We start from the raw sequence: 14,079 nt of genomic DNA on the forward strand, positions 1-14,079 counted from the left end.
GCCTCTCGTTTCCTTTTTCCTGAGACGTCTCGCAACGGCGCTTCCGGTTCTGTTCGTGCTGCTGGTTGGGAGCTTCCTTTTGCTTGAGGCGGCGTCCGGCGATGCCGTTGATTCCTATGTGGCGCGATCCGGCAGCATGGACGCGGAGCAGATTGCACGACTGCGCCAGGAATGGGGCCTAGACCAAGGCCCAGCTTACCGCTTCAAGGCCTACGCATCGGCGCTCGCCCGAGGCGATCTTGGCTGGTCCACAGCCTTCGAACGGCCTGTTGCCTCGGTCATACTGGAACGCTTGCCCGTCACATTGATGCTCATGGGCGTGGCCACGGCGCTTGCCTTCTTCCTTGGATCGCTGCTCGGTGTCGTCGCCGGAGCAGATCCTGGATCGTTTCGCGACCGCTTTTTGTCGACCAGTTCGCTCGCCCTTTATGCGGTTCCGGGCTTCTGGCTAGGTCTTGTGCTCATCGTGATCTTCGCCGTCGATCTGCGCTGGCTGCCAATCGGCGGCATTGAGTCAGTTGCGTCCGGGAAGACAGGTCTTGCACGCGTGGCCGATATCGGCGCGCATCTGATCCTGCCGGTTGCCTCGCTCGCCATGGTATACCTCGCGCTTTATCTTCGGTTGATGCGCGACCGGATGAGCGAAATCTGGCGCGATCCCTTCGTCAACGCACTGAAAGCGCGTGGGTTGAGCCGGGGGCGGATCGTTTGGCGGCATGTGGCGCGCAACGCAGTCTTGCCGGTGGTTACCATGCTTGGCTTGCAGGCGGCGGCGATGCTGGGCGGCAGTGTCGTGGTGGAGAGTGTGTTTGCTATTCCGGGATTCGGCCGATTGGCGGCAGAAGCAGTGGCGCGCCGCGATACACCCTTGTTGCTCGGGGTCATACTGTGCAGCGCCATCACGGTGATCATTGTCAATCTCCTCGTCGATCTCGCCTATGGCAAGCTTGATCCGCGCCTAAGGGTTGGGCGATGAGAGTTTGGCGGATGCTGAACTGGGAAGGACGCGCAGGCGCAATCGTGCTCGCGGCCCTTGTCCTAATGGCACTGCTGGCGCCATGGATCGCGCCGGGTGACCCTCTGGCGATTACCGGCGAGCCTATGCTGCGCCCCTCCGCATCCGGTGCACACATACTTGGTACCGATCGGCTTGGCCGCGACGTCTTTGCCGGGCTGTTGCATGGCACTCGCACGACACTGCTGGTCGCCTGCTTCTCTGCGGCCGTTGCATTGATTGTCGGCAGCGTCGTTGGCACGCTGGCCGGATATTTGGGTGGTCTTGCCGACACGGTGCTGATGCGCATGACGGAGGCATTCCAGACCGTGCCGGCATTCCTATTGGCCCTGGCAGCAATCAGCGTCACTGGCCCAAGCGTTCCGACGCTGATCTTTGCCATCAGCCTTGGAACCTGGACACAGGCAGCCCGCGTAACGCGGGCCGAGGTGCTGTCACTGCGCGAGCGCGATTTTGTTGCCGCAGCGCGCACACTCGGCATGCGCCCGCTCGAAATCGCCTTTCGCGAAGTGCTTCCCAATGCGTTCGGACCAACCGCATCGCTTGCTGCCATTTCCGTCGCCGCCGCGATTCTCATCGAAGCTGCACTGTCGTTCCTCGGTTTCGGCGACCCGAACCGGGTGACCTGGGGCAGCATGATTGCCGAGGGCCGCACAGTCTTGCGGGCCGCGCCATATCTTTCAATCGTGCCGGGTATCGCTCTGGTGGTCACTGTTCTGGGCGTACATTTGCTTGGGCGAGGGCTGTCACGAACCGAAAGATTGCAGCCATGACAGAGACTTACCTGCGTGTCCGGAATCTTTCAGTTAACTATGGTCAGACCGCTGCCTTGCATGATGTATCTTTCGATCTTGCCAAGGGCGGTAGGCTGGCGGTGATTGGCGAGAGCGGCTCGGGAAAGTCCACGCTCGCCATGACCATTGCAGGCCTCTTGCCCAAATCGGCAAGAACAGAGGGTGCAATAGAATTTCCAGGATTCTCGCATGCGCCAAAGCTCGGCAAGGACATTGGCGTGCTGTTTCAGGACCCGAGCGGCAGTCTCGACCCGGTGATGAAGATAGGCGACCAGATCGCCGAAGTGGTGATGACGCATGAGGGGACAGGTTGGATATCGGCGCGCGTCAGGGCGGTGGAGCTACTGGATCGTGTGCGTATCCCAAAGGCACTCTCGCGGCTCAACAGCTATCCGCATGAGTTCTCCGGCGGACAAAAGCAACGCATCGCGCTTGCCGCAGCGTTGGCGGGCAATCCCTCACTGCTCATCGCCGACGAGCCAACTAGCGCGCTCGACACCGTCGTCCAGAGACATATCGTCAATCTGCTCGATGAACTTGTGCGCGATAGCGGCCTGACGCTGCTGTTCGTCACGCACGATATTGCGCTGGCTTCCGAGCGGGCCGACCAGATTGCCGTGCTTTACAACGGCACGCTGGTGGAGTGGGATTCGGCCAGCAAGGTGCTTGGCGAACCGGAGCATCCTTACACGAAAGCTTTGATCGCAACGCATATCGGGCTGGATACGCCACGCCGTAAGCGATTAGCCGAGATCGATGCGAGCGAGCTGCAATGACGGAAACCTCGCGTGTATTGCCGGTATTGGAGGTCAAAAATCTTGCCAGGCGCTTTGGCGATCGCGGCGCGGCGGGACTGAAGGATGTGACTTTCACGATCGCGCGTGGTGAAACGTTGGCCGTTGTCGGTGCTTCGGGTTCCGGCAAGACGACGCTGGCGCGGCTGATCATGCGGCTTGCAAACCCGGAGGCGGGTTCGATCCAACTTCATGGGCGGGATATCACGCGGTTGCATGGCGAGGCTCTGCGGCGCATGCGTCCGCAATTTCAGATGGTGTTTCAGGATGCGCTGGCTGCGTTCAATCCGCGCGCCAGTGTCCGCCGCATTCTGGAAGATCCCCTGCGGATACATGGACTCGCCGAACCAAAGGACTTTGACGCATCCATTGACGCTATTCTCGAACGCGTTGGTCTTGGCACCGGGTTCAAACAACGTTTGCCGCTCGAACTTTCCGGTGGCCAGCGTCAGCGGGTGGCTATCGCCCGGGCAATCCTCACCAAGCCTGATCTCATCGTGCTCGACGAACCGGTATCGGCACTCGATGTTTTAGTACGCGCGCAAATTCTCAACCTGCTCCTAGATCTGCAGGATGAGACCGGGGTCGCCTATCTCTTCATTTCGCACGATCTAGCCGTCGTGCGGGCATTCGCGGACCGGATGATCGTGATGGATGAAGGCCGTATCGTCGAAAACGGCACCACGGAAGGGGTGCTGGCCGCGCCGCAAGCAGAAGCGACGCGGGTGTTGATCGATGCCGTGCCCCGATTGATCAGATGAGACCGTACTGCTCCGCCTTGTTGCGCAGGAAGGGCAGGCCATTACCCATGACTTCTGCCTCATCCTTGGCGACGGGACGCCACACCGCCAGGCCGTAGGCTACTTCAGGCGGCATATTGATGAAGCTTTCCATGGCCAGTCCGCCCTTGAAGCCGATGGCCGCAAGCGCCGCATAAATCTCGTCCCACGGACAATTGCCGTAGCCCGGCGTTCCCCGGTCGCTCTCGGAAAGGTGGATATATTTCAGGTGTTCGCGCGCATCGAGGATGCCATTGGCAGCGCCTTTTTCTTCGATGTTCATGTGATAGGTGTCGAGGTGGACGAAGATGTTGTCGGCGCCGACGCGCTCGACCATCTGCACCGCCTGCCAGCCGGTATTGATCAAATGGTTTTCATAGCGGTTGACCGCCTCGACGCCGAGCTCGATGCCGCGGCTTTTGGCGTGTTTCGCCGCCGCCGTGAGCACCCTCGCTATGTTTTCATATTCGCCTTCCGTCGGCGGCACGCCTGTCCGCTCGCCGATGCCGCCAAAGATCACGCCTGAAAGCGCCACGGCGCCCATTTCGGCGGTCTTGTCGATGGCGACCCGGAGGTGTTCGATTGCAGCGTCGGGACGAACGGAGGCCCAGGCGGATTCGGGCAGCCCGAGCGAACAGACTGCCGGCAGTTCATGCTTGTCCAGAAGCGCGCGCGTATGCGCTGCATCGACGGCCGGAGCGTTGAGCAGTGCGATCTCGATGAAATCCATCTTGTATTTCACCGCTGCCGCAATGGCTTTCTCCGCACCGGCGTGGTCCCAGTTCATCGTCCACATGCTGGTGTGAACGCCAAATCCCTGAACAGACATTTTCCTATCCTTTTCTGCGATTGAAGATCATGAGCTGAGCGGCGAGCCAACGCAGGATCATGACGGCGATCAGGAGGATTCCCCAGACTGCCGTTGCCAGATGCTGGTTGGCTCCCATGAGGTTGAGCCCCGACGAGAGAAGCTGGAGCACCACCAGGGCGACGAAAACCGGAATCACACGTCCGAACCCGCCGAACGGATTGACACCGCCGAGGAAGCAGGCGAGCACGGTGATCAAAAGGTAAGACTCGCCATGGCCGACGCGCACGGAATTAAAACGTGCCAGCATGATGATGCCTGCCACCGCAGACATGGCGCCTGAGAGGGTGTAGACCAGCACAAGCACCTTGCGGGTGTTGACCCCGGAATAGCGCGCCGCGTCGATGTTGGAGCCAATCATATAGGTGTTGAAGCCGAGCTTCAGCCGCGTCAAAAGTACATGCCAAACGAGTACGCACACGATGAATATCAGGAGGGGTATGGGAATGCCGGCGAGGCTGCCGTGACCTATTGGCTGCAGGAAAGCCGGAAAGCCTGAAATATCGCCACCACGGGTCAAGAACTCACCGAGACCACGAACAAAGATCATCATCGACAGCGAGACGAGAATGGGATGAGCGCGCGTATAGGCTATCACCAGACCCATCACGACACCTGTCGCAGCGCCCACGGCGATTGCCAGGATGCATCCAAGAACAAACGAAGCCATGCCTGCGTCCACACCGCCATTGACTTGAAGCACCCAGGCGACAGTCAGACCCGCGAGGTTCGCCGTGAAAGTAATTGCGAGGTTGAGGCCGCCGGTCAAAACCGGAAGCAACATTGCGAGGGTGAGCAGGCCGAGTTCAGGCAGCTGGAACGCCACCGATCCGAACGTTGCAGAGCTGAGGAATTGCGGAGACGCGAGACTGAAGAACAGCATCACGGCCACGAAGGCCAGGCCCGGCCCCGCTATCTCGGGGCCGAGAAACTCTTTGATGCGGGTGACGGCCGTGTTCATCGGCGGGCTCCTCGCATGAACGGCAACAACTTTTCGATGCTTGTGTTCGACAGCGTAATGGCGACGAGGATGATAGCGCCGACGATCATCTTGAAGGCGAACGGCGATACGCCGAGTAGGTTCAATCCATTCTGGGTGATGGCGATAAGAAGGACGCCAAGGACGCAGCCGAGAACCGATCCCTTGCCGCCGCCAAGCCTCGCGCCACCAAGGACGACCGCCGCCAGTACGTCGAGTTCCCGGCCGTACAGTGCGTTCGGCACGACCTCCTGCGCATAATGCGCCTGGATCAAACCGGCGATTCCAGCCATCATTCCGAGCCATCCGAACGCGATGAATTGCATGGCGCCGATATTGATGCCGAAGCGGCGAGCGCCCTCCGGATTATCACCGAAGGCGTATAGCTGCCGCCCGGTCGTGGTTCGGGTTATGAACAGCCATGTCGCAGCGACGCAGATTACCATGACAAGGACGGGCAAGGTTATCTCCGCCCACGTTCCATCGGCCATCTCGTGTTCGAACAGCACCACCCTGTCAGTCAGCCAATCGGGCAGATCGTAGATCGATACGCCCTGCGTGAAGAACATCAGCAGCCCGAAATAGATATTAAAGGTGGCGATGGTGGCGACGATCGAGATGATGCGGAAACGATGGATCAGGAAGGCGTTGAATGCTCCGAGCAATATGCCGAGGCTGCCGGCGATGAGGAGCCCGCTCATCCAGCCGCCGCCACCAATATAGCCAAGGATCAGGGCCGTAACATATTGCACGACCGACGCGCCAACCGCGAACGAGATATCGATGCCGCCCGCAATCAGCACGACCAGAAGCCCGACGGCAAAGATGATGTTGACGGAACTCGTGTTCAAAAGATCGAATGCATTGCCCAGGGAGAAGAAACTGTCCGTGGTCAGCGAAAGAACCGCGCAGATGGCCGCTATGACGGCGAGCAGCGCAAATTCGGTGGCGTGGGATTGCACGAGCTTACGCATAGACGGCGGCCTCGATGTCCTGGAGGCTGCACGACTGCGGATCAAACCATCCGGCAATCTGGCCTTGCGCCATGTGCAGGACTCTGTCGGCGTTGAAATAGACTTCAGGAACCTCATCCGAGATCAGGATGATGGCAAGGCCGCTCTCGGCGAGCTTGGCCACAATTTCGAAGATGCCGGCGCGCGCGCCCACATCGACGCCGACGGTCGGCGCATCGAGGATGAGGAGCTTCGGGTCAGTGGCCAGCCATTTGGCGATCGCAATCCGCTGCTGGTTGCCGCCCGAGAGAGTCGAGACCGCATCGCTTTGCCGGCCGATCTTCACGCCGAGATCGGCGATCCACCGGGCAACCAGCTGGCGTTTTCGGTCATCGGACAAGAGCCCGCCGGATTTGATGCGATCGAGGGAGGCTATCACCAGATTGTCGGCGATCGATTGCGGCTGAATGAGCCCGAGCGACAGGCGGTCTTCGGAGAGATACGCGATCCCCGCCTTGATCGCATCGCGGTTCGATGAAAAGCGGACCGGCTTGCCATGCAACGATACAGAGCCGGACCGGGGCTTGAGCATGCCGAAGAGCGCCAGCGCAAGTTCCGTTCGTCCTGCGCCCAGCAGGCCGGTTATGCCGAGCGTTTCACCGCTGCGTACGTTGAACGAAATATCGTGAAATTGTCCCGGGCGCGAAAGTCTTTTGACCTCGAGAACGACCGGATTGTCGCGAACTGACTTTGCCCGCACCTGCTGATCAAAATTCTTGCCGGTCATGAGTTCCGTAACGCGTGACTGCGTCATTCCTTCCACGGGGTAAACGCCGACCAGGGCGCCATCACGCAGCACAGTGAGTCGGTTGGAGATTTCCAATACTTCGGCCAGACGATGGCTGACGAACACCACTGCGACACCGGAAGCTGACAGCGAGCGCACGATCTCAATCAGATGATCGGTTTCGGACTGCGTCAGGGAAGCTGTCGGTTCATCCATGAAAACGAGCTTCGCTTCGCCGACCAGCGCGCGGGCAATAGCAACGATCTGGCGCTGCGCAATCGAATAGTCCTTGAGCGGTGCATCGACATCCAGTGCGACGCCAAGGCGCTGGAGCGCTTTGACCGCGATATCACGCATAGTGCGATAGTTGACGAACCGCGGCCAGCGGCCGATCACGGTCTGGAAAGCGATGTTTTCCGCAACGGTCATTTCAGGAAACAAGGCAAGATCCTGCCAGATCACCTGAATTCCATTGGCTTGGGCAGTGACGGGGGACATATGCGAATAGGTTTGCCCGTCATATTCGATGACGGCGCCGTCCTCCGGACGATAGACGCCGGTTATGATCTTGATGAGGGTGCTCTTGCCGGAGCCATTTTCGCCGGCAAGACAATGGACTTCACCCGGCAGCACTTCGAAGCTCACATTCTTGAGCGCCTTGATGCCGCCGAAGGTCATATTGATATTGTGCAACGACAAGAGGGGCTTCGCGCCCGTGCCCGGAATGTCCGCCATTATAGTGCCTGTCAAAATCGGAGACTTGACGCTGCCGGTGCAATCGCACCGGCAGCAGAACGAGTGCTGATCAAAGACCCATCTTGGCCAGATCGGCCACGGTTTCCTTGTTGATCGGCACAAGCTGGTCGACGATGATGTTGTGGTTCTCGACGTCAGGGTGGATTACACCGAGACCTTCGATATCGTCACCATCTTTCAGTTTTTCACCCTTCATCAGCTTGTCAGCAAGCGTGACAAAGACTTCGCCTGCCTGCTTCGGATTCCACATGAAACCGCCGGAAATGGCACCGGACTTAATGAGCTTTTGTCCCTGGCCCGGCGAAAACGGTCCCAGCACGAAGATTTCGCCGGTCTTGCGCCGTTCTTCGATAGCCCGACCCGCGCCGATCGGACCCTGGCTGCCGAATGCCAGGAAACCCTTGAGGTCGGGATGCGCCGAAATGAGATCGAGCGCCGTCGAGCGGCTCTTGTCCACGTCCTCGGCAACGCCGTAGCGCTCGCCGACGAGCTTCATGTCTGGATAGTTCTTCTTGATATATTCGTTGGCAGCATCAGCCCATGCGTTGTGCAGGGGAACAGTCAGAGATCCAACGAAAACGGCATATTCGCCCTTGCCGCCCATCTTTTCTGCGAGGAGCTTGGCATGCGCTTCACCAAAACCGGTCGCTGAGGCGAGTTCGAAATCCCAGTCGGCGCCCTTTTGGCTCGGCGACTCGTGGGTGATGACGATGATGCCCTTTTCCTTGGCTTTGCTGAGCACCGGTTCCAGAACCTTGGCATCGTTCGGCACAACGCCGATGACCTTCACGCCTTGCGCAATCAGATCCTCGATGGCGCGAACCTGGAGCGCTGGATCGGCACTTGTCGGCCCAACCATGAAAGCGTCGACGCCGAGCTTTTTGCCCTGTTCCTTGATGCCTGCATCCATGGCGTTGAACCATGGAATACCGCCGATCTTGACGACAATTCCAACCTTGCCGCTGTCGGCAGCAAGGGCCGTGAAGGCGCCTGCCAAAGACAGCGATACCGCAACGGCGGCGATTACAAATCTTTTCATTGTTTCCTCCTCCATGTGCTCCCCACGGGAGCTTAACATCCAATCGGGCGGCGGTCATTGGCAGAACCGGAATGGCCCTGGAAAACCCGCGCTCGATCACCGCCTCCTCACGCTGCGATGTCTGCACCACCGATGTTGCATTTTTGCACAATCGATGGTGCAATGAATATCATTTAGTTTGCCACTTTCGTCAAGCGGTGTTTGGCGGTAGGAGAAATCATGGAACATCAGCCGAAGAAAAAGGCGACGATCTACGACCTTTCGGTGCTTTCCGGAAGTTCGCCATCGACGGTCAGCGCGGTTCTCAACGGCACCTGGCGCAAGCGCCGTATCAAGGAAAGTACAGCTGAACTGATACGCGATCTGGCCGATCAGCATCAGTACACCGCTAACCTGCAAGCACGGGGATTGCGGAGTTCGAGGTCTGGCCTTGTCGGCCTTCTGCTGCCGGTTCACGACAACCGCTATTTCTCATCGATGGCACAGTCATTCGAGGCGCACGTACGCAGCCGCGGACAGTGCCCCATCGTCGTCAGTGCTTGCCGTGATCCGGAGGAGGAAAGGCGAACAGTGGAAACGCTGATTTCCTATTCCGTTGACGAGCTGATCGTGGCGGGCGCCACCGATCCTGACGGTGTACATGCCGTCTGCATCGGGTCCGGCCTCAAGCACGTCAACATCGATCTGCCAGGCAGCAAGGCGCCCTCCGTGATCAGCGATAATTATCAGGGTGCGCGCATGCTGACGGAGGCGATCATTCGCCATTTCAGCGAAGACCTGAAACTTGGCCCCGACGAACTCTATCTGTTTGGCGGGCGCGACGATCACGCGAGCCGGGAACGTATTCGCGGATTTCGCGCCATCAAGCGCGAGCTGATGCAGGGCGATTCAGACAAGTGCATAGAACCGACCGGCTACTCCCCCAACATGGCGCAGATTGCTTTCGAACGCTTCTACGAGCGGGAAGGGAAGCTGCCGCGAGGATTGTTCATCAATTCGTCCATCAATTTCGAAGGCCTTCTGCGTTTCATGGCGCAGCATCCGAATGAAGCTTTTATGGATATCGTGGTTGGCTGCTATGACTACGATCCATTCGGATCGTTTCTGCCGTTCCCGGTTATCATGATCCGTCAGGATATCGAAGGGATGATCACGAAGGCGTTCGAGATCATGGCGGAGAGCCGTCCGTCAGTGCAGACTTACCTCATTCAGCCGGAACTTGTGCCGCCACGCACCGCACTCAAGGGACCGCTCGACGCCATCAAGGATATAGCGTAGGTGCTTCGTTGATTGAAACGACGATAATAATCGGAATGCTTGAAGGCTGGTCGAAATTCCCCTTGTTTCGGTTAAGCTGGCGGTAAAGCACTTTAAAAGTCCGGATGCCGATGATCGTGATGATCATCCCGTTAAACTCACTAATCGCGAGCCGTATTGTACGTCAGGGTCAATATCAGTCAACCGCCGACGAAAGCGAGAAGCGCGCCAAAGTTCCCGGCATCGGCATTTCGTAGAGCCAGGAGGTAGCTACCCCGACGCTCATTATCGGCCTGTAGATCAAAGCCATTCGCCCATTCAATGGGAACGTGATCGAAGTAGTCTTCCAGAAATACATCCGCGGCAATGCGCGTATGCCGTCCGTTGCCATTTGGAAATGGATGAATTTGCACCAAACGGTGATGGAAACGTGCTGCCGCCTCCAACGGAGGAAAGACACTATGATCGGCCCAGTAACGGGCATTATCAAGGTGCATTTGGACTTGCACTGGGATTTGAAGCGGATCAATGCCAATAGTCTTTTCGGTTAATCGATAAGTGCCGGCCCAATTCCAAACATCCCCAAATAATCGGATATGCAAGGTTCGGATGAAACTATCGGTAAGAATATCGCCGCCGCGCCTCCTCCCCAGCCATAACAGACCTTGCTCAATGTTGGCCTGTTCTAACTCATCGAGTTCGCCGCGCGTTGTAACGTGCTTGAATTTAAGGCCGTTGATTTCATCCGGATCAAGCGGCGTTGCGCCGTCTGGTTCTCGAAACACTAACGGCTTTCCCAGAAGTCAGTAGGCATACGGCGGATAAGGTCGTCGGCGAGTTGGTCTATCTCGGTTTGGGTGCCCTCTGGTGGTAGGGATTGTAGTTCTAGAGCCATATGGGAACTTGCTCGCCTTACCAATCCTTCCGCTCTTCGTAATGCCTGCGCCCGGATGACGTCTTCCACCTTTCCATTGGGAACAATGGCATAGACAAATTTTCCTCCAAGCGCTCGTGCCATTTTCTCCATTTGATTAAGAGTAATAGCGCCATCACGTTCGTTTCGTTCGGCTTGATAAACGGCGGCTCTAGTGATTCCTGCTCTTTTAGCAAGCTGTGGACCGCTCATGGACAATGCCTTACGCACCGTTGCAATCCACCCTTCAGGGGGAACGCGGAGGGCACTTATTTGCCGCAACGCAGTATCGACCAATTTCTTATATTGACGCTTTGCTGTGTCTTTCACACTCATGCTATTTGCCTTATCATCCGCGCAGAAAGATATCAGTTGATATACATTATCATAAAAAAGTCAATACATTAATATGCAAATAGGCATACTAGGAATATTAATTGATATCCATATTATCTCAAAATGGATATCAATCGATATACGTAGCTCGCATCGCAGCCTGCAGGAAAGCCAAGCATTGCACGAGTGACAACGCGCTTGACCGGACCAAAAGCGTATCAGCGGCGGATATCAAACTACTGGCCGCGTGAACGAATAACGCCCCACCGAAGCGGGGCGTCAAAGTCTTGATGAAGTGTGTTTAGGCAGCTTGGAGCAGAGTGGCTGAGAGATACCCCCCGTTATCGGGACTACCTGCAACGGGCTGTATAAATATGACCGCGACTGTTACGATATTGACAGTTGCCGTTTCGCAGATTTCGAACCAACAGTCCGCCAAGAGCGCCAGCCCCGGCGCCAATCAAAGCCCCTCTGCCGCCACCAGCGATTCCGCCGATTGCTGCGCCCGCCACCGTGCCAATACTGAGGTCTTTTTCTGTCGTCGTGCAGGCCGAAAGCATAAACAATGCCGCCACAGCAGCAATTAATGTTCGCATATCAACAATCCCCCTTTGCGATTCCACAATCTTGCTTGGCCCCCACGCTGGAATAGCGAAGCCGTAAATATCTTACGTCGCAAAAACCACGTTAGGCAATAGTGCTGAAATCCGCAGCGCAGTGGGCCATGTCTTGGCGATCCGCGTCCAGTTGAGGCGTTTGAAGGTTAGCGTAGTACGAGCGGTGAAAGGGTTGACGATCCAGCCAATGGCGCGCCCCACGCTGGCGGAAATGAACAATCGCTGCTGTGGGATTTGGGAAGAGGTAGCCAGCTACTCGTTTTCACTGGTCGGAGTGAGAGGATTCGAACCTCCGACCCCGTCGTCCCGAACGGTCGGCGCTTCTACGAAACCCGCCGTTTTACTGTAATTGGCGTCACGTTCGAAGCCGTATGTTCTGCTTTATTTCCGGCTTTTCTGTGGGGTTTCTGTGGGGAGGATATCGCGTTGGCTGCTTCCTGCAAATGATCTGGATGATGGTGCCCATAGGTGTTTACCAGCGTCTCGACGGTCATTCCAAGGAACCCGGCTGCTTCCCATACTTCCGCACCGGCCTGCATCATCCAGGTTGCAGCGGTGTGCCTGAGAATGTGGGGCATCACATCCTCGCCAAGCCCGGCAGCCTTACATGCCGCTCGGAAGCTCTTCTTGACGCTGGTCACCGGCTTACCGTTCCACTCGACTACATAGCTTTGTGAAATCTTTGGCCCTTCTGGATCGTTTAGATCAGCTGGCATGTCGCGCCAGCGCTTCAGGTGAACAAGCAATCTTTGCGGAATCGGAATTGCCGGCTGCCGCTTCTTGGTCTGCTTCGTGCCTGGCGCGCGCCGGTAGAACACACCGCGATCGAGGTCGACATAGCCGGTCCCGATCGTTGGTCGGATCGCTGCGCCACATATCGCGGCGCTACGCGTGCCCGTATAGAGGCCAATGAGGATGAACCGCGCAAGGTGCCGACCGGTACGCCGCTTCGACTCCTGCCCCTTCCATGACTGCGTCATGCGCCATGCGGCACGAATGAGAGCTGCCGCTTCGGCACGGGTCAACCAGCGGTCGCGGGCACCGGGCTTCTCAGGCAGCCAAACCGTCGGTGCTACCGTCGCGTATCCCTCATCTTTGTAATAGTTGATTGCGGATCGGAGATCTTCAAGCTGGCGCCGTGTTGCCGCTGTGACGTCCTGATCTTCCCATTCGGGCTTTATCTTGCGCCGTGACTTAACACCGGCTTTCAGCTCGGCCTCGACAGATGCATTCCAGTCCTTCACAAACTGGCGTTTCTCGGCGTTCCACTTCTCCCGCCGGAAATCGTTATAGGCTCGGCAGAGATGACCATTGATCTGGTCGAGTTTCTTGTCGCCGAAGAAGTCGAGAACCTTGTCGAGCCGAGCAGCGGTTTCATGCGGGTTGGAGTGTTTCGGCGCGACTTCTGTCAGATATACGGAAACGACATCCGCAATCAGGATCGCAGCGGAATCACGTCCCCGTTCTCTTGATGGCTGGTATTTTTCGGCGATGTAGGCCGCGAGGGCTTTCTCAGCGTTTCCGCGATCCGTCTCGCCGCCGCCAGTGCTGATGAACTTTGATCCATCCCGGATGAACCAGCCTGCGCGGTTGCGAAGCGAGCCATCGGCTTTTCTGCTCTCGTCGCGCCATTCGATGCGCGCTCCTTTCGACTTACGCGACATAGTTCTCTCATCCTTGCGATTGCCGCCAGGGTGACAAACTCTTTCCCGGCGATCATTTCCGTCTCAAGACGCCCTGCATCACGTTCCTTTCGCAATCCGGGCGGGCCGATCGAGCCGTCAGGGAATGCTATCCTTGCCGCTATATCAAGCCGCAGGGGCGTATCTTCAGTGTAGGTTCCTGGCGCAGGGGCGCTATTCATGCGTCTTATCCCCGCTATCCACCGGCTCCAAGGCAGCTTCAGGATAAAGCTGGACTGACCCAGGTTCACGCTCACTTTCAACGTTGTATCCTACTGGCGTCAGTTTGGTGCTGTAGAAGCCTACGACTACGCCTTGCCATGATGAGCCCTTGATCTTGCGCACGCGGTCACCGAGCTTGAACCGGCGCTCCGCTGCCTCCCCGCTTATCTGCTCGCCCTCTGGTTTGAGGGTGGAGAGGGCATTGGCAGCGTCATTCAATGCGTCAGAAGTGACGGTCCGCGGCATGTCAGCTGCTAGATCGCGCAATCGTTCAATCAGTCCGGTATT

General features: G+C 57.6%; 15 protein-coding genes. 5 read left to right on the plus strand and 10 right to left on the minus strand.

The features are described from left to right. Positions 1-19 precede the first annotated feature (19 nt). The 4 genes from FHS21_RS06125 to FHS21_RS06140 are packed head-to-tail and all read left to right on the plus strand — an operon-like array spanning position 20 to position 3,364. Positions 20-976, plus strand: a complete 957-nt coding sequence (locus tag FHS21_RS06125; RefSeq protein WP_376772070.1) for an ABC transporter permease — start codon at positions 20-22, stop codon at positions 974-976. Positions 977-987: 11 nt separating this feature from the next. Further along, complete coding sequence (locus FHS21_RS06130) at positions 988-1,788, plus strand: ABC transporter permease (protein WP_246410855.1); 801 nt, start codon at positions 988-990, stop codon at positions 1,786-1,788. Continuing rightward, complete coding sequence (locus tag FHS21_RS06135; protein WP_112527436.1) at positions 1,785-2,585, plus strand: ABC transporter ATP-binding protein; 801 nt, start codon at positions 1,785-1,787, stop codon at positions 2,583-2,585. The genes FHS21_RS06130 and FHS21_RS06135 overlap by 4 nt, the downstream gene beginning before the upstream one ends. Continuing rightward, complete coding sequence (locus FHS21_RS06140; protein ID WP_112527438.1) at positions 2,582-3,364, plus strand: ABC transporter ATP-binding protein; 783 nt, start codon at positions 2,582-2,584, stop codon at positions 3,362-3,364. The genes FHS21_RS06135 and FHS21_RS06140 overlap by 4 nt, the downstream gene beginning before the upstream one ends. Here FHS21_RS06140 and FHS21_RS06145 read toward each other — a convergent pair. The 5 genes from FHS21_RS06145 to FHS21_RS06165 all read right to left on the minus strand — a co-directional run bounded on the left by FHS21_RS06145 (position 3,357) and on the right by FHS21_RS06165 (position 8,764). Continuing rightward, complete coding sequence (locus FHS21_RS06145) at positions 3,357-4,211, minus strand: sugar phosphate isomerase/epimerase family protein (protein WP_112527440.1); 855 nt, start codon at positions 4,209-4,211, stop codon at positions 3,357-3,359. The two genes, FHS21_RS06140 and FHS21_RS06145, sit on opposite strands and share 8 nt — an antisense overlap. A 4-nt stretch (positions 4,212-4,215) precedes the next feature. Further along, positions 4,216-5,211 (minus strand): ABC transporter permease, encoded by a 996-nt coding sequence (locus tag FHS21_RS06150; protein ID WP_112527442.1) that lies wholly within the window; start codon positions 5,209-5,211, stop codon positions 4,216-4,218. Continuing rightward, positions 5,208-6,203 (minus strand): ABC transporter permease, encoded by a 996-nt coding sequence (locus FHS21_RS06155; RefSeq protein WP_112527444.1) that lies wholly within the window; start codon positions 6,201-6,203, stop codon positions 5,208-5,210. Before FHS21_RS06155 ends, FHS21_RS06150 begins: the two co-directional genes overlap by 4 nt. Continuing rightward, positions 6,196-7,704 (minus strand): sugar ABC transporter ATP-binding protein, encoded by a 1,509-nt coding sequence (locus FHS21_RS06160; protein WP_112527446.1) that lies wholly within the window; start codon positions 7,702-7,704, stop codon positions 6,196-6,198. The genes FHS21_RS06155 and FHS21_RS06160 overlap by 8 nt, the downstream gene beginning before the upstream one ends. A gap of 70 nt (positions 7,705-7,774) precedes the next feature. Beyond that, positions 7,775-8,764, minus strand: coding sequence for an autoinducer 2 ABC transporter substrate-binding protein (locus tag FHS21_RS06165; protein ID WP_112528065.1), 990 nt, complete (start codon positions 8,762-8,764; stop codon positions 7,775-7,777). A 219-nt stretch (positions 8,765-8,983) separates the two neighbouring features. On the opposite strand from FHS21_RS06165, the gene FHS21_RS06170 reads away from it, so the two are divergent. Next, positions 8,984-10,042: a LacI family DNA-binding transcriptional regulator gene (locus FHS21_RS06170; protein ID WP_112551588.1), complete on the plus strand. Its 1,059-nt coding sequence runs from the start codon at positions 8,984-8,986 to the stop codon at positions 10,040-10,042. A 179-nt stretch (positions 10,043-10,221) separates the two neighbouring features. Here the strand turns inward: FHS21_RS06170 and FHS21_RS06175 are convergent, their stop codons facing one another. The 5 genes from FHS21_RS06175 to FHS21_RS31460 all read right to left on the minus strand — a co-directional run bounded on the left by FHS21_RS06175 (position 10,222) and on the right by FHS21_RS31460 (position 14,037). Next, complete coding sequence (locus FHS21_RS06175) at positions 10,222-10,806, minus strand: mobile mystery protein B (RefSeq protein ID WP_112527450.1); 585 nt, start codon at positions 10,804-10,806, stop codon at positions 10,222-10,224. Further along, a complete protein-coding gene (locus FHS21_RS06180) occupies positions 10,806-11,270 on the minus strand; it encodes a mobile mystery protein A (RefSeq protein WP_112527452.1) in 465 nt (154 codons plus the stop codon). The genes FHS21_RS06175 and FHS21_RS06180 overlap by 1 nt, the downstream gene beginning before the upstream one ends. 350 nt (positions 11,271-11,620) lie before the next feature. Further along, on the minus strand, positions 11,621-11,866 hold the full coding sequence (locus tag FHS21_RS06185; RefSeq protein ID WP_112527454.1) for a YMGG-like glycine zipper-containing protein: 246 nt from the start codon (positions 11,864-11,866) through the stop codon (positions 11,621-11,623). Between the two features lie 344 nt (positions 11,867-12,210). Continuing rightward, the gene (locus tag FHS21_RS06190) at positions 12,211-13,551 is read right to left on the minus strand and encodes a site-specific integrase (RefSeq protein ID WP_246410857.1); all 1,341 of its coding nucleotides are present in this window, start codon (positions 13,549-13,551) and stop codon (positions 12,211-12,213) included. Positions 13,552-13,743: 192 nt separating this feature from the next. Further along, on the minus strand, positions 13,744-14,037 hold the full coding sequence (locus FHS21_RS31460) for a DfrB family trimethoprim-resistant dihydrofolate reductase (RefSeq protein WP_183661506.1): 294 nt from the start codon (positions 14,035-14,037) through the stop codon (positions 13,744-13,746). Between the last annotated feature and the right edge of the window lie 42 nt (positions 14,038-14,079).

It is taken from the genome of Phyllobacterium trifolii (assembly GCF_014192095.1).
GTDB lineage: Bacteria > Pseudomonadota > Alphaproteobacteria > Rhizobiales > Rhizobiaceae > Phyllobacterium > Phyllobacterium trifolii.